Genomic DNA, 15,587 nt, shown 5'->3' on the forward strand with positions numbered 1-15,587 from the left:
TCCCGGACCCTAGGCCCACGGCCGTCAGGGAGGGTCGGAACGCCTGTGGGCAAATGCGTGTTGGCGTATATGACCTGCGCTAGAGTTGAGCGTAACGTGAGTGACGGGAGCATACTGTGAGCGAGATTGCCCAGAATGACAATTTCAATGACAAGACCAACATCAAGGTCGTTGGTGTTGGTGGAGCCGGTGGCAATGCTGTCAATCGTATGATCGCCGAGGGTCTGCAGAATGTCGAATTTGTGGCCATCAATACCGATGCCAAGGATCTCCTGCGCTCAGAAGCCGATGTGAAGATCTCCCTATCTGATGCCAACAGCCGCGGCCTGGGAGCAGGAGCCGATCCCGAGAAGGGCGCCAAGGCCGCCCAGGACCATCAGTCCGACATCGAAGAGGTCCTCAAGGGCGCCGATATGGTCTTCGTCACTGCAGGCGAGGGTGGCGGCACTGGCACCGGTGCCAGCCCTCTGGTGGCGCGTGCAGCCCGTCAGCAAGGCGCGCTCACCATCGCCGTGGTCACCCGTCCCTTCACCTTTGAGGGGCCCAGGCGCTCCGCTTCCGCCGAATCGGGCATCGAGAACCTACGCAAGGAGGTCGATGCCCTTATCGTTATCCCCAATGACCGGCTTCTGGATCTCTCGGATCGCACGGTCTCGGTCATGGATGCCTTCAAGACCGCCGACACCGCCCTGCTGGCAGGTGTTCAGGGCATCACCGACCTGATTACCATGAACTCCTACATTCACGTGGACTTCTCCGATGTCACCGCCATCTTGAAGGATGCCGGCACCGCCCTCTTCGGCATCGGCGCAGCCAGGGGCGAGGATCGAGCCACCCAGGCCGCCGAGATCGCCATCTCCTCTCCGCTCCTGGAGGAGAGCATCGAGGGCGCCCATGGGGCCCTGATCAACGTGGCCGGTCCCACCGACCTGAGCATGCAGGAGGCCTCTGCGGCCGCCCAGCTGGTTCAGGATGCCATCCATCCCGAGGCGCAGATCATCTGGGGCCTGGCCTTGGACGATGCCTACGGGGACGAGGTGCGGGTCACGGTCATCGCCGCCGGATTCGATCCCACCCCTAAGAAGGACGAGACCCCGGCCCCTGCAGTGGACACGACCACCGCACCGGCAGCGGCCACGCCGGTCCAGGAGCCTCAGCAGCCGCTGACGACTCCGTCCGTACAGGCGGAGTCCGATGAGACCTCTGAACACGATGTGGTGCCCCCCGCCTCCGGCGACGATGGCACCTCCGACCCGGGATATCTGGATATCCCTGACTTTCTGCGGTAATCAGGCGAAGGAGCAGGTATGGCAGGATTGATGAAGAACGCAATGTCCTTTTTCGGCATGTCGGATGTCGTGGATGACGATGACGACGACCTGGCCGACGATGACGAGGCCCGCGATGGCTTCGACACCGATCACTCTGTGACTCCCATGGCTCCGCAATCCACGTCCAGCAGCCAGGAGGCCGAGTCCACACCCTTCCAGAGCCGGATCAACCGCATCACCACCATCCATCCCAAGTCCTATGAAGATGCCCAAATGGTTGGCAGGGCCCTGCGGGATGGGGTGCCGGTGGTCCTCAACCTGACTGGCGTGTCCGAGTCGGTGGCCTACAGGATCGTCGATTTCTCGGCCGGAGTGGTCTTCGGGGTACGCGGGTCCATTGAGCGGGTCACCCCCAGGGTCTTCCTGCTCAGTCCTGCACAGGTCAACATCAAGGTGGAGGAGCCCGAGTCAGGCTCTTCGGCCAAGGGGCTTTTCGCCCAGTGACCGACCCCCTGGCAGCCGTGTCCGCAGGAGTCTAAAGACGCATGCTTGTTCCTTTTCTTCGATATCTGGTAGACATCTGCATTGAGACCTACCTGCTCATCCTCTTCGTGCGGATGATTCTGGACTGGGTCCTGGTTCTGTCGCCCCGCTGGTATCCCCGTGGCTTCGTGGCTTCGCTCATTCGGGTCATCTATGCCTTGACCGAGCCGCCCCTGCGCTGGCTGCGCCGGTACATCCCGCCTCTGCCCATGGGTAGGATTCAGCTCGATGTCTCCTTCATGGTGCTCTACGCCGCCCTGATCATCATTCAGGTGCTGCTGGGGTAGAAAGCAAGACCGCGGATACGGCAGACTCCGTGCTAGCATGCAGTAAGAGAACACAATCGGGCTGGTTGGCCTGAAGCGAGGTGGAGAAACATATGGCTCTATTGACGCCTAATGACATAAGGGAGCATACCTTCCAGACAGTGCGGTTTAAGGAAGGCTACGACGTCGACGAGGTCGACGACTTCCTGGATCAGGTCACCGATACGGTTGAAGCCCTGGGCAAGCAGGCCATGCAAGGCAACGCTGCTTCCACCCAGTCCCTGGGCACCGATGTGGCCTCGCTGAACTCGAAGATTTCCGACTTGACGGCTCAGGTGGAATCCCTGCAGACAGAAAACCGGGATTTGAAGCAGGCCCAGGGTAATGCCGCCCAGCAGCCTGCCGTGGATGCCCAGACCAAGCGTCTCCTGGCCGAGTCCCAGAGTCAGGTCAAGACCCTGGCCTCCCAGAACGACCAGCTCAAGCGTCAGGTCGAGCAGCTCAACTCGCAGATCGACCAGCTGACCGCCCAGGCCGCCGCGGGCACCAACACCCAGGCGCTGACCAACCAACTGACGGCCATGCAAAAGGAGCGCGACCAGGCCCGCCAGCAGGTCCAGGCCCTGACCAACCAGCTCAATGCCTCCCAGCAGAGCATGGCCACGGCCCGCCAGCAGGTCACCCAGGCACAGAAGGCCTCTCAGGAGCAGCAGCAGCGTACCGAGCAGCTCAACAAGCAGCTGGAGGAGTCCCGCAAGCGCGAGGAGCAGCTGCGTCAGCAGGTCTCCAAGTCCGAGCCCTCCACCGAAACGGGCAGCCTACAGCGGATTGCTGGTGCTGGCGCCGAAGCCAGCAGCGAACCCGAGAGGGCCACCGCCATGCTCACCCTGGCCATGCAGCTGCACGACCAGTATGTGGACAAGGGCAAAGCCAATGCCTCCCAGCTGGTTGCCGAAGGTCACGCCCAGCACGACGACATCGTCAAGAAGGCGGAGGACTACTCCAAGAGAACCCGTGCCGAGGTGGACGAGTACTCCAAGCGAGTCCACTCCGAGGCTGATGGCTACTCGCAGCGTATACGCTCCCAGGCCGACGAGTACTCGGTCAAGACCCGTTCCGATGCCGACGCCTATTCCAAGCGCCAGCACACCCAGGCCGACGAGTACGAGACCCAGGTGCAGACGCGCGCCCAGGAGTACGACAAGAACACTCGCGACAGCGCTGACCGCTATGCCGCCGATGTCAAGAATAAGCTCGTGGATCAGTCCAAGGTTCTGGAGGAGAACATCCAGGGGCTCAAGCAGTTCGAGGCGGGCTACCGCAGCAAGCTGACCGAGTTCCTCAACCAGCTGATCAACCAGATTTCGGACACCAGCAATTACCAGTCCATGGAAAAGAAGTCCGAACAGGCCCACTGATTCCATCCGGTAATGACGAAGAACACACACAAGGGACGGCTGCGCGGGCGCGTGGCCGTCTTCGTCACTCTGGCGGCAGTGGCCATAGCCCTGGACCAGGTGACCAAGGCCCTGGCTCTGGCTCGGTTGGGCAACGGTGTCAGGGTGGCCTTGCCTGGACCATTGCGTGGACTGCGTCTGGTACGCAACCCCGGGGCCTCTCTTGGATTGGGGTCGGGGAGTACCTGGATCATATCCCTGATTGCCCTGGCAGCCTGTCTGCTCATCATTGTTCTGGCTTTGCGCACCACCTCCATGCTCTGGACTTTGGTGCTTTCCCTGGCCTTCTCCGGGGCAGCAGGCAATCTGATCGACAGGGTGGCCTATGCCTCCGGTTTTCTTGACGGTGCCGTGGTCGACTTTCTGGACTACGGCTGGTCGGTGGGCAATGTGGCCGACGTCTATCTGACCCTGGCAGGCGTGGCCGTGGTGGTACTCATTATCTGCAATGTGCGATTCAGCGACAGGGACAAGCCCGAAAAAGATGGGGGAGCGGCCAAGTGACCCGGCTTCTTCCCGCACCGGATGCCTTGGTGGGTCGGCGCCTGGACATGGCCCTGTCCAAGATGTTGGGCCTGTCCAGGGCCAAGGCCAGCGATCTGGTGGCCCAGGGCCATGTGCGGATTATGGGCCGTCGGGTGAACAAGGCCACCACCCTGATGAGCGGTGATCTGATAGAGCTGGACGAGCCCGAGCCAGTCAAACAGGTGGAGCCGGTGGCCGAGGACATGCCGGTGGTCTACGAGGACGAGGATGTGGTCGTCGTCGACAAACCGGTGGGTGTGGCGGCGCATCCCTCAATAGGCTGGACCGGACCAACGGTTCTGGGCAGCCTCCTGCAGCGGGGCACCCACATCACCTCCATGGGGGCCCAGGGCCGCCAGGGCATCGTCTCCCGCCTGGACGCGGGTACCAGCGGCCTCATGCTGGTCTGCAAGTCCGACCTGGCCTACAAGGAGATGCGTCGGCAGTTCGCCCGGCATGAGGTGGTCAAGATCTACCACGCCCTGGTCCAAGGCAATCTTTCCGAGGACAAGGCCACCATCGAGGCCCCCATCGGACGGGCTCGGGTCTCGGACTTCCGCTTCACGGTCACCCCTGCCGGCAAGGAGGCCATCACCCACTGGGATGTGCTGGAGCGCTTCGGCTCGGCCACCCTGGTCAGTGTCAATCTGGAGACCGGGCGCACCCATCAGATACGCGTGCACTTCTCATCAATAGGCCATCCCCTGGTGGGTGACCACATGTATGGGGCCAATCCCGATTTGGCGAACAGGCTGGGCCTGAAGCGGCAGTGGCTGCACGCCATGCGCCTGGAATTCCGCCATCCCCGCACCAAAATCTGGACCAAGGTGGTCTCCTCCTACCCGGCTGATCTGCGCCGGTCCCTGCAGATCGAACGTCAGAGCGCCACTGGTATACGCAGCTAGCGCACTCCGGCGATTCGGCCAGGGTCCTGGGTAAGTTGGAGATATGTCCTCAACCCGGTCAGACTTCGTTCACCTTCACACCCACACCCACTATTCCACCCTGGACGGGGCCAGCAGGATTCCCGATCTGGTTGCCGAAGTGGGACGGCTGGGACAGCCCGCTGTGGCCATCACCGACCATGGCAACATGCACGGGGCCTATGAACTTTGGCGAACGGCCGTGGATGCCGACATCAAACCCATCATCGGCATCGAGGCCTACGTGACCCCCGAGACGGCCCGCCAGGACAAGAGCCGGGTCCACTGGGGAACCGACGAGCAGCGTTCCGACGATGTCTCCGGCGGCGGCTTCATCACCCACATGACGCTCTGGGCCAGCGATGACACGGGCCTGGTCAACCTTATCAAGGCCTCCTCGGTTGCCAATCTGGAGGGCCTGGTAGGCAAGTGGCCCCGAATGGACAAGGATCTGCTGTCCACCTACCACAAGGGGGTCATCGCCACCACCGGCTGCCCCTCGGGCATCGTCCAGACCAGGCTGAGGTTGGGCCAGTTCGACGAGGCCCTACGGGCCGCCGGGGAATTCCAGGACATCTTCGGCAAGGAGAACTACTACGTGGAGCTGATGGACCACGGGCTGGAGATTGAGCACCGGGTGACCAAGGATCTGCTGGAGATCGCCCGTCGTCTGGATGCCCCCCTGGTGGCCACCAACGATTCGCACTATGTGCGCAAGGAGGATGCCTCGGCCCAGGATGCCCTGCTCTGCATCAACTCGGGGTCCCGGCTGACCGACCCTGGACGCTTCAAGTTCGACGGCACCGGCTACTACATCCGCTCGGCCCAGGAGATGCGTGAGATCTTCAAGGAGTTCCCCGAAGCCTGCGACAACACCCTGGAGATCGCGGAACGTTGCAACGTCATGTTTGACGACCACGAGGACGGGGCCTTCATGCCCCGTTTCGACTGCCCTGAGGGCTGGGACGAGACCTCCCTCTTCCTGAAGAAGGTGGACGAGGGGTTGAAGAACCGCTACCCGGACGGGGTGCCCGAGGAGGTCTCCCACCAGGCCGACTACGAGTGCGGGGTCATCTGCCAGATGCAGTTCACCGGATACTTCCTGGTGGTGGCCGATTACATCAACTGGGCCAAGAACCACGGAATCATGGTGGGTCCGGGCCGTGGATCGGCTGCAGGATCCATGGTGGCCTACGCCATGGGCATCACCGAGCTGGACCCGCTCAAGCACGGCCTGATCTTCGAGCGCTTCCTCAACCCCGAGCGCGTCTCCCTGCCCGATATCGACGTGGATTTCGACCCCGAGGGGCGCATGAAGGTCCTGGACTACGTGGCCCGCAAGTACGGCTCCGACAAGGTGGCCCAGTGCGTGACCTACGGCACCATCAAGACCAAGCAGGCCCTGAAGGACTCGGCCAGGATCATGGACTACGAGTACTCCGTGGGCGACCAGGTCACCAAGGCCCTGCCGCCCACGGTCAACGGCAAGGACATGAGCCTCAAGGAGATCTTCGACCCCCGGTCCAAGCGTTACCCGGAGGCCAAGGAGTTCCGCGACCTGTACGAGTCCAACCCGGACGTCAAGCGGATCACCGAGGAGGCCAAGGGCATCGAGGGCATCATCCGCCAGACCGGCGTGCACGCCTGCGCCACCATCATGGCCTCCAACCCCATCACCAACACCTCGCCGCTGATGGAGCGCACCGACGGCACGGTGACCACCACCTTCGAGTACCACACCTGCGAGACCCTGGGGCTGGTCAAGATGGACTTCCTGGGGCTGTCCAACCTCACGGTCATCAGGGACACGGTCAACAACATCAAGCGCAACGGCAAGGAGCCCATCAGTATCGAGAAGGTCCCCCTGGACGACAAGGAGACCTACCAGCTGCTGTCCAGGGGCGACACCCTGGGTGTCTTCCAGCTCGATGGCGACGGTATGCGATCCCTGCTGCGCATGCTCAAGCCCGACAACTTCAACGACATCTCCGCCCTGATCGCCCTCTACCGGCCGGGGCCCATGGATATGAACTCGCACATCAACTATGCCAAGCGCAAGAACGGGCTGCAGAAGATCGAGCCTATCCACCCCGAGGTGGCCAAGCCCCTGGCGGGTGTGCTGGACGAGACCTACGGCCTGATCGTCTACCAGGAGCAGGTCCAGTCCGCAGCCCGGATTCTGGCCGGTTACTCACTGGGCCGAGCCGATGTGCTGCGAAGGGCCATGGGCAAGAAGAAGCCCGACGTCCTGGCCAAGGAGCAGGTGCCCTTCTTCGAGGGCATGAAGGCGCATGGCTACTCCCAGGAGGCCGCCCAGGCGGTCTGGGACGTCCTGGTGCCCTTCTCCGGCTACGCCTTCAACAAGGCGCACTCGGCGGCCTACGCCCTGATCGCATACTGGACCGCCTACCTGAAGACCCACTATCCGGTGGAATTCATGGCCGCCCTGCTGCAGAACGAGCGGACCAACAAGGACAAGACCGCCCTCTACCTGGGCGAGGCCAGAAGGATGGGCATCCGCATCCTGGCACCCGACATCAACGAGTCCGTGTCCGAGTACTCCGCTGTCGGCGACGTGGTCCGCTTCGGCCTGGGCGCCATCCGCAATGTGGGCGACAAGGTGGTGGCGGACATCATCAAGGAGCGCCAGGGGCCCCGGGGCAAGTACGTCAACTTCATGGACTTCGTCAAGCGGGTGCCCATGGAGGTGCTCAACAAGCGAACTGTGGAATCCCTGATCAAGGGCGGCGCCTTCGACAGCATCGACCCCAACCGGAGGGCCCTCTTCCAGATCCACGACGAGGCAGTCGACCAGGTCATGCCCATCAAGCGCAAGCAGGCCGAGGGCCAGTTCGACCTCTTCGCCGATGCCGATGACGACCAACCCCAACAGGACGCACTGGGCGATGCCCAGGTGACCGTGCCCGACATCGACGAGTGGGACAAGTCCATCAAGCTCAACTTCGAGCGGCAGATGCTGGGCCTGTATGTGTCTGACCACCCGCTGAGCGGCATGACCTCGGTTCTGGCCGGCATGCGCGACATGTCCATCGCCCAGCTGCTCAACCGGTCCAAGGGCATGGACGGCAAGGCGGTGACCCTGGCCGGGCTGGTCACTGCAGTGGATCGCCGGGTCTCCAAGAAGGGCAATCCCTGGGCCATCGTCACCATCGAGGACCTGGAGAGCTCCATCCAGTGCATGTTCTTCGGCAAGGTCTACGATGCCCACTCCGACGACCTGGTCCTGGACTCGGTCATCCGGGTCAGGGGTGTGGTCGAGCTGCGGGACGAGGCCACCAATATCCGCGTCAACGATATGGAGGTGCCCGTCCTGGAGTCGGCGGACGAGCGGCCTCTGACCATCACGCTGCCCAGGCAGGCCCTGGATCGGGGGCACATGGAGCGGCTGGCCCGGATACTCAAGTCCCACCCCGGCTACTGCCAGGTCCGTCTGGCCGTCACCGACGACCGGGGCAATGTGCGCCTGCTGACCTTTGGCGACGGCTTCCGCACCAGGCACGACACCTCCATGATGGCCGAGATCAAATCGGTCTTCGGGCCCTCCTGCCTGCCGTCGGCCTAGGACGCGTCCGGAACCGTCTCACCATTTGGGACGGCGGTGAGTCGCTGGCTTTGGCGACACAAAAGTTCACTACCATCAAAGTATGTCAAAGCTCATGATGAGAACCATGGATCTGCGCGGGAAGACCATGTCCCGCGCCCAACTCCTGGCCGCCATGCCCCGGGCCGATATGGGTACCCGGGAGGCCAGCGCCCAGGTGCAGCCCATACTGGACCAGGTGCGCGAGCACGGGGCTGCGGCCCTGCGCGACCTGGAGGAGAAGTTCGATCATGTGCGTCCCCATGATCTGAGGGTTCCGGCATCTGCCATGCAGGAGGCCTTGGATGGGCTGGATTCCAAGGTCAGGGCGGCAATAGAGGAGTCCGTCACCCGCATCCGTAAGGTCTGCACCACCCAGGTGCCTAAGCCCATGGCCACCGACCTGGCACCCGGCGCCCGGGTCAGCGAGCGGTGGATCCCGATCGAACGCGTAGGCCTTTACGTGCCGGGAGGCAAGGCCCTGTACCCTTCCTCGGTCATCATGAACGCGGTCCCCGCCCAGATTGCCGGCGTTGATTCCCTGGCCGTGGCCACGCCGCCCGCATCCGACGACCCCCGCGGTCTGCCAGCGGCCATCATCCTGGCTACCTGCGCCATCCTGGGGGTGGACGAGGTCTATGCCGTGGGCGGCGCCCAGGCTGTGGCCATGTTCGCTTACGGGGCCAAGGGATCCGAGCCTCAGGACGGGGAGATTCTCTGCGACCCGGTCGACAAGATCACCGGCCCTGGCAACATCTTTGTGGCGACAGCCAAGCAGATGGTCTCCGGCATGGTGGGCATCGACGCTGTGGCCGGACCTACGGAAATCGCCATTCTTGCCGACGGTCAGGCCAACCCCGACTGGGTTGCCGCAGACCTGATCGGCCAGGCCGAGCATGACGAGCTTGCCGGCTCGGTGCTGATCACCGACAGCCAGGACTTGGCCCAGGGCGTTCAGGAGGCTCTGGATCGCAGGGTGCCTCGGACCGAACACGCCGACCGGGTGCGCACATCTCTGGGTGGCAACCAGTCGGGAATCATCCTGACTGACGGGATCGACCAGTCCATCGACGTGGCCAATGCCTATGCCGCCGAGCACCTGGAGGTTCAGACGGCCGATCCTGACGCCGTCATCGACCGGATTCGAAACGCCGGAGCCATCTTCCGTGGCCCTTACTCTCCTGTGCCCCTGGGCGACTACATGGCCGGGTCCAACCACGTCCTGCCCACCGGCGGAACCGCCCGCTTCGACGTGGCCCTGGGAGTCCACACCTTCATGAAGCCTGTCGAAGTCATTGAGTACGACCAGGAGGGGCTCAAGCCCATCGCTGCCAAGATTAATGATTTCGCGGTATCCGAGGACCTGCCCGCCCATGGCGAGTGCGTCCTGAGCAGATTCCTGGACGACCCCTACGACAAGGCCGACCTGGAAGCCAACGAAGAGAAGGCCGGTCTGCGGTGAGTGCCATACCAGCCGATCTTCCCCTCCGTGCGGACCTGGTGGGGGAGGAGCCCTACGGCGCCCCCCAGCTGGATGTCCCGGTCTGCCTGAACGTCAACGAGAACCCCTACCCCCTGGACCAGGAGGTGGTCGATGCCATCTGCCAGCGCGTGCGCCAGGTGGCCCCCGGCCTCAACCGCTATCCGGACAGGGAGCATGAGGAACTGCGGCGGGCCCTGGCTGCCTACCTGAAGAAGGAGTCGGGGACCTCGCTCCAACCCGAGCAGCTCTGGGCGGCCAACGGGTCCAATGAGATCATGCTCCAGCTCTTCCAGGCCTTCGGTGGGTCGGGCAGGACGGCCCTGGGCTGCGACCCGACCTACTCCATGTATCCCGAGTACGCCCGGGATACCTTCACCGACTGGGAGCTGGCCCATCGGCTGCCCGATTTCAGCCTGGATGTTGAAACGACCATCGAGCGCATCAAGGCTTTGAGGCCAGCTATGGTCCTGGTGACCAGCCCCAACAATCCCACTGGGACGCCCCTGCCCATGGATCAGCTGACCAGGCTCCTGGAGGCCTGCTCCCAGGTCCCTGTAGCGGGCGCGGATCCGTCCGCCCGGCCCATCGTGGTCGTGGACGAGGCCTACATCGAGTTCCGAGACCCGGGTACGCCCTCGGCGGTCAGCCTGATCGGGCAGTACGACCACCTGGCCGTCAGCCGGACCATGTCCAAGGCCTTCGCCTTCGCCGGCGCCAGGGTGGGCTACCTGGCTGCAGCCCAGGGAATAATCGACGCGGTCCGCATCGTCCGGATGCCCTACCACCTGAGCGCGCTGACCCAGGCTGCTGCCCTGGCTGCCCTGGAACACACCGACCTCCAGCTGGCCCGGGTGGATCAGCTCCGCCAGACCCGTCGGGAGACCGCCGAGTGGCTGGCCGGGCAGCAGTTCCACGGCCGACCCTTGACCGTGGTCCCCTCGGCCTCCAACTTCATCCTCTTCGGCATCTTCCCCGACCGGGATGCCGTCTTCGAGGCCATGAAGGATGAAGGCGTGCTGATCCGGGCCGTGGGTCCCCAAGGGTATCTGAGGGTCTGCATGGGCACGGACGAGGAGATGGAGCGATTCCGGCAAACCCTGGTCCATGTCCTCAAGCGGTTCTAGGAGGATGCAGACCAGCGGCACGGCTATGCTGGTGGTCTAGACGCCGTGCAGGAGCCACAGTGCGGACTGGAGTGCGCGGCAAGAAAGCGGAGGAGCAGCAATGGCAGGCAGAACAGCCACCATCACCCGCCAGACCAGTGAATCCAAGGTGAGCCTGAGTCTGGACCTGGATGGCACCGGAGTGACCGATATCGACACCTCGGTTCCCTTCTATGACCATATGATGACGGCCCTGGGCAGGCATTCCCTGATCGACCTGACCATCAAGGCCAGCGGGGACACCCAGATCGACGTCCACCACACCGTCGAGGACGTGGCCATCGTCTTTGGCGAGGCCCTGGCCCAGGCCCTGGGGGACAAGCGGGGCATCAAGCGCTTCGCCGATGCAACCGTTCCCCTGGACGAGGCCCTTGCCCGAGCCGTGGTCGATATTTCCGGCAGGCCCTATGCGGTCTGCACCGGTGAGCCGGAAGGGTTCGAATACGCCATGATCGGCGGGCACTTCACCGGTTCCCTGGTCAGGCACGTCATGGAGTCCATCGCCCTGCACGCCGGCATCTGCCTGCACCTGACCCTCTTGTCGGGCAGGGATCCGCATCACATCGCCGAGGCTGAATTCAAGGCCCTGGCCAGGGCTCTGCGTTTCGCCGTGGAGCCTGATCCCAGGGTGAAGGGCATCCCCAGCACCAAGGGGTCGCTATGAGCACTGATGAACACGACAACAACGACAACAAGGATCAGGACCTGCCGGATTCCGGCCATCATCTGAGCGAGGAGGAGGTCGAACGGGCCCTGGCCAGCTTTGAGGCTGAGTTCAATCAGGACCAGGACCAAGCGGATCAGCCGGTTGAGTACTCCGAATCGAGTGTGGACGACGAGGCTGGGCTGAATTCCGAGCCTGCTGACCAATCGTCAGTGGAACCGGACGGGGCTGATGGCGTTGAGGCTGACTTCGATCAGGAGCTGGAAGGCCTGATCGGCAACCGGGCCAAGGCCGCCGTCATGGTCACCCGTCTGGCTTCGGCGGAGCTTCTGGCGGCCTTCTGCCAGATCTCCGACATTTCCGCCTGGTGCATCCAGGCCCGTGAGGGTGCCGTGGCCGTCCTGAGAAACCTGGACGGGGACGGACCCGAGGCGGCCATCCGCGATCTGACCACGGTCGTATCCGGGCTCAGCGCCATCCTGGCGGTCAACCGTGCCGACAAGCTCGAGGTGACCCTCTGGATCAGCGGGAGGTCGGGGCAGACGCTTGCGCCGCCCATCCTCTTTGCCGCCACCGCCGACTTCGTGGAGGATCTGATGATCGGGACCACCACGGTGGACAGGCTGCGCCAGGACGGGGCCGCCGTCTTCGACTCGGGGGAGTACAACCGCGAGAAGGCCATGGGCATCATCGCCTCGCACACCAGGTTCGGTGCCGGCGGATCGACTCGCCAAGGCCGCGTCGAGTAATCGAGTCGAGTAGAAGTTCAGGCAAGAGGCTTGGCTAGGAGGAACATGACCAGGATACAGGTGCTTGACTATGGGTTCGGCAATGTCAGATCCATGGTGCATGCCCTCTCCCAGTTGGGGGTCGATGCGCAGATCAGCGCCGACCCGGACCTGGCCATGAAGGCCGACGGCCTGGTCATCCCGGGTGTGGGAGCTTATGGGGCCTGCATGGCGGGGTTGCGCGCCGTGGGCGGCGACCGCATCATCCTCGATCGTCTGGCCCAGGGACTGCCGGTTCTGGGGGTCTGCATAGGCCTCCAGGTCATGTTCCAGTTCGGGGACGAGGACGGCCGCAGCGAGCCTGGTCTGGGCCTGATCCCCGGTCGTGTGACCAAGCTGGATGCCGATGTGGTGCCCCATATGGGCTGGGACCATGTCCAGGCGCCTCAGGGAACACGACTCCTGGCAGGGGTTCAGGACCAGCGTTTCTACTTCGTCCACTCCTATGCCGCCATGGCTGCGCAGGGCGATGACCGGGTCAGCGGGACGCAGCCCGATCTGTGCCTGCGGGTATCAGCATTCAAAGAACATGGTGACAGCCGGCCAGGGTCATTCCGGACAGGGTCTAACAAGACCTCACAGGGCGTCTCTTTCGGTGAACCGCTGGTTACCTGGGCCACCTATGGACGCAGCAGGTTCGTGGCCGCCTATGAATGCGGTCCCTTGAGCGCCACCCAGTTCCATCCTGAAAAGTCCGGACAGGCCGGGGCACGGTTGCTGACCAATTGGGTGAGGACCCTTCCCGGGGCTTCCGGACTCCCTTGCGAGAAAGGTGAATGAGATGCTGACGCTCCTACCCGCTGTCGACGTCCGTGACGGAAAGGCGGTCCGTCTGAAGCAGGGGATCTCCGGTTCCGAGAAGGTCTATGGTGAGCCTGCCGATGCAGCCAAGGCCTGGGTGGACCAGGGTGCCGGGTGGCTCCACCTGGTCGACCTGGATGCGGCCTTCGGCACGGGCGACAACCGAGACAAGCTGGCCGCCCTGGTCAACGAGCTGGGCGATCGCGTCAAGGTGGAGCTCAGTGGCGGCATCCGTGACGGCGCCAGCCTGGAGGCAGCCTTGGATGCCGGCGCCACCCGGGTCAACATCGGCACGGCGGCCCTGGAGAACCCGGAGTGGACCAGCCAGGTCCTGGATCGATACGGCGAGCGGGTCTGCGTGGGTCTGGACGTGCGCGGACACACCCTGGCCGCCCGGGGCTGGACCAGACAGGGCGGGGACCTTTTCGAGGCCATGGAGCGACTGGACCGTGACGGGTGCACCCGGTACGTGGTCACCGATGTGACACGCGACGGGATGATGACCGGTCCCAACCTGGATCTGCTGGGACAGGTGGCTGACCGGACTCCGGCCAAGGTGACCGCCTCGGGAGGTATATCCAGCCTCGATGACCTGAGCCGGATCCTGGATCTGGCCGATCGGGGCGTGGACAGCGCCATCCTGGGTAAGTCCCTCTATGAGGGGGCCTTCACGCTGGAGCAGGCGCTTAACCTGGTCTCAGGGCATTGTTAACGCTATAAGCAAATCTGCGAAATATAGGAATGGGAGCATAGGCTCTATGGATAAGCAAGAGGAGTTCGCGCTGCGCACTGTCGAGGAGCGCGATGTCCGGTTCATTCGTCTCTGGTTCACCGACGTCTTGGGAACCCTAAAATCGGTGGCCATAGCGCCCACCGAGTTGGAGGTCGCCTTCGAAGAGGGGCTGGGCTTCGACGGCTCGGCTATCGAGGGCATGACCAGGGTCTCCGAGGATGACATGATCGTCAAGCCCGACCCGTCCACCTTCCAGATACTTCCCTGGAGGGGCGGACCCCAGGGTACGGCGCGGATCTTCTGCGACGTGCTCACACCGGATGGCGAGCCCAGCAGCGGTGACCCCAGGCATGTGCTCAAGCGCGCCCTGGCCAAGGCCAAGGAGAAGGGCTTCATCTTCTACACCCATCCGGAGATCGAGTTCTACCTGTTCGAGAACCAGGATGACTGGTCCCAGGTTCCGACCCCCATCGACGAGGGCGGCTACTTCGACCATGTGCCCCGCAGCCCGGGGATGGACTTCCGCCGGGCCTGCGTCAACATGCTGGAGCAGATGGGCATCTCGGTGGAGTACTCCCACCATGAGGCCGGACCAGGACAGAATGAGATCGACCTGCGCTATGCCGACGCCCTGACCACCTCCGACAACATCATGACCTTCCGGACCGTGGTCAAGGAGATCTCCCTGGAGCGGGGGATCTACGCCAGCTTCATGCCCAAGCCCTTCACCGACAAGCCGGGGTCGGGCATGCACACCCATCTGAGCCTGTTCGAGGGGGACACCAACGCCTTCTACGAGGTGGGCCAGGAGTTCAACATGTCCCAGACGGCCCGGCAGTTCGCCGCCGGCATCCTGGCCCATGCGGCCGAGATCTGCGCGGTGACCGACCAGTACGTCAACTCCTACAAGCGGCTTTGGGGGGGAGCCGAGGCACCCAGCTACGTCTGCTGGGGGCACAACAACCGGTCCGCCCTCCTGCGCATACCCCAGTACAAACCCGGCAAGGGCAACTCGGCCAGGATGGAGTTCCGGGGGCTGGATCCGGGGGCCAACCCCTACCTGGCATACTCGGTGCTGCTGGCTGCGGGCCTGGACGGGATCGAGCAGAAGATGACCCTGGGTGAGCCCACCAGCGACGACGTCTGGGAGCTGACCGACGCCGAGCGGCAGGCCATGGGCATCGAGCCCCTGCCTGACAGCCTGGACGCGGCCCTCAAGGTCATGGAGAAGTCGGACTTCGTGGCCCAGGTGCTGGGCGAGCAGACCTTCGAGTACTTCCTGCGCAACAAGCACCGGGAGTGGGCCGGATACAGCCGGCAGGTCACCCCCTACGAGCTGGCCTACTACCTGCCCAGGCTTTGAATCCGG

Annotated in this window: 14 protein-coding genes; all 14 read left to right on the plus strand. The window is 63.7% G+C overall.

What is annotated here, in order from left to right:
• The first annotated feature begins 116 nt into the window (after positions 1-116).
• The gene (gene ftsZ / locus GKC41_RS05650; RefSeq protein WP_198183990.1) at positions 117-1,289 is read left to right on the plus strand and encodes a cell division protein FtsZ; all 1,173 of its coding nucleotides are present in this window, start codon (positions 117-119) and stop codon (positions 1,287-1,289) included.
• Positions 1,290-1,307: 18 nt separating this feature from the next.
• Positions 1,308-1,775 carry a cell division protein SepF gene (locus GKC41_RS05655; RefSeq protein WP_029677902.1) on the plus strand — a complete coding sequence of 156 codons (468 nt, stop codon included), beginning with the start codon at positions 1,308-1,310 and terminating at the stop codon, positions 1,773-1,775.
• 41 nt (positions 1,776-1,816) lie between these two features.
• Entirely contained in the window at positions 1,817-2,101 is a 285-nt protein-coding gene (locus GKC41_RS05660) for a YggT family protein (protein ID WP_015021536.1), read from the plus strand.
• A gap of 92 nt (positions 2,102-2,193) precedes the next feature.
• Positions 2,194-3,498, plus strand: a complete 1,305-nt coding sequence (locus GKC41_RS05665) for a DivIVA domain-containing protein (protein ID WP_029677903.1) — start codon at positions 2,194-2,196, stop codon at positions 3,496-3,498.
• A gap of 12 nt (positions 3,499-3,510) precedes the next feature.
• Positions 3,511-4,041 carry a signal peptidase II gene (locus GKC41_RS05670; protein ID WP_029677904.1) on the plus strand — a complete coding sequence of 177 codons (531 nt, stop codon included), beginning with the start codon at positions 3,511-3,513 and terminating at the stop codon, positions 4,039-4,041.
• Positions 4,038-4,967: an RluA family pseudouridine synthase gene (locus GKC41_RS05675; protein ID WP_198183988.1), complete on the plus strand. Its 930-nt coding sequence runs from the start codon at positions 4,038-4,040 to the stop codon at positions 4,965-4,967. The genes GKC41_RS05670 and GKC41_RS05675 overlap by 4 nt, the downstream gene beginning before the upstream one ends.
• A 43-nt stretch (positions 4,968-5,010) precedes the next feature.
• Positions 5,011-8,568, plus strand: coding sequence for a DNA polymerase III subunit alpha (dnaE, locus tag GKC41_RS05680; protein ID WP_154313345.1), 3,558 nt, complete (start codon positions 5,011-5,013; stop codon positions 8,566-8,568).
• An 82-nt stretch (positions 8,569-8,650) separates the two neighbouring features.
• On the plus strand, positions 8,651-10,048 hold the full coding sequence (gene hisD / locus GKC41_RS05685; RefSeq protein ID WP_154313346.1) for a histidinol dehydrogenase: 1,398 nt from the start codon (positions 8,651-8,653) through the stop codon (positions 10,046-10,048).
• Positions 10,045-11,193, plus strand: coding sequence for a histidinol-phosphate transaminase (locus GKC41_RS05690; protein ID WP_324612061.1), 1,149 nt, complete (start codon positions 10,045-10,047; stop codon positions 11,191-11,193). Before hisD ends, GKC41_RS05690 begins: the two co-directional genes overlap by 4 nt.
• 100 nt (positions 11,194-11,293) lie before the next feature.
• Entirely contained in the window at positions 11,294-11,896 is a 603-nt protein-coding gene (gene hisB / locus GKC41_RS05695) for an imidazoleglycerol-phosphate dehydratase HisB (protein ID WP_024627238.1), read from the plus strand.
• Entirely contained in the window at positions 11,893-12,645 is a 753-nt protein-coding gene (locus GKC41_RS05700; protein WP_154313347.1) for a hypothetical protein, read from the plus strand. The genes hisB and GKC41_RS05700 overlap by 4 nt, the downstream gene beginning before the upstream one ends.
• Positions 12,646-12,690: 45 nt before the next feature.
• Positions 12,691-13,464, plus strand: coding sequence for an imidazole glycerol phosphate synthase subunit HisH (hisH, locus tag GKC41_RS05705; RefSeq protein WP_154313348.1), 774 nt, complete (start codon positions 12,691-12,693; stop codon positions 13,462-13,464).
• Between the two features lies 1 nt (position 13,465).
• Positions 13,466-14,197, plus strand: a complete 732-nt coding sequence (gene priA / locus GKC41_RS05710) for a bifunctional 1-(5-phosphoribosyl)-5-((5-phosphoribosylamino)methylideneamino)imidazole-4-carboxamide isomerase/phosphoribosylanthranilate isomerase PriA (protein WP_154313349.1) — start codon at positions 13,466-13,468, stop codon at positions 14,195-14,197.
• Positions 14,198-14,243: 46 nt separating this feature from the next.
• The gene (glnA, locus tag GKC41_RS05715) at positions 14,244-15,581 is read left to right on the plus strand and encodes a type I glutamate--ammonia ligase (protein WP_045935176.1); all 1,338 of its coding nucleotides are present in this window, start codon (positions 14,244-14,246) and stop codon (positions 15,579-15,581) included.
• Positions 15,582-15,587: the final 6 nt, after the last annotated feature.

The sequence above is a fragment of the Bifidobacterium asteroides genome, from assembly GCF_009683175.1.
Lineage (GTDB): Bacteria > Actinomycetota > Actinomycetes > Actinomycetales > Bifidobacteriaceae > Bombiscardovia > Bombiscardovia asteroides_H.

Bases quoted from the DNA above. Each gene is read 5' to 3' on its own strand.
- GKC41_RS05655 (WP_029677902.1), top strand. From the start codon at position 1,308: ATGGCAGGATTGATGAAGAACGCAATGTCCTTTTTCGGCATGTCGGAT.
- GKC41_RS05660 (WP_015021536.1), top strand. From the start codon at position 1,817: ATGCTTGTTCCTTTTCTTCGATATCTGGTAGACATCTGCATTGAGACC.
- GKC41_RS05665 (WP_029677903.1), top strand. From the start codon at position 2,194: ATGGCTCTATTGACGCCTAATGACATAAGGGAGCATACCTTCCAGACA.
- GKC41_RS05670 (WP_029677904.1), top strand. From the start codon at position 3,511: ATGACGAAGAACACACACAAGGGACGGCTGCGCGGGCGCGTGGCCGTC.
- dnaE (WP_154313345.1), top strand. From the start codon at position 5,011: ATGTCCTCAACCCGGTCAGACTTCGTTCACCTTCACACCCACACCCAC.
- hisD (WP_154313346.1), top strand. From the start codon at position 8,651: ATGTCAAAGCTCATGATGAGAACCATGGATCTGCGCGGGAAGACCATG.
- hisB (WP_024627238.1), top strand. From the start codon at position 11,294: ATGGCAGGCAGAACAGCCACCATCACCCGCCAGACCAGTGAATCCAAG.
- GKC41_RS05700 (WP_154313347.1), top strand. From the start codon at position 11,893: ATGAGCACTGATGAACACGACAACAACGACAACAAGGATCAGGACCTG.
- hisH (WP_154313348.1), top strand. From the start codon at position 12,691: ATGACCAGGATACAGGTGCTTGACTATGGGTTCGGCAATGTCAGATCC.
- priA (WP_154313349.1), top strand. From the start codon at position 13,466: ATGCTGACGCTCCTACCCGCTGTCGACGTCCGTGACGGAAAGGCGGTC.
- glnA (WP_045935176.1), top strand. From the start codon at position 14,244: ATGGATAAGCAAGAGGAGTTCGCGCTGCGCACTGTCGAGGAGCGCGAT.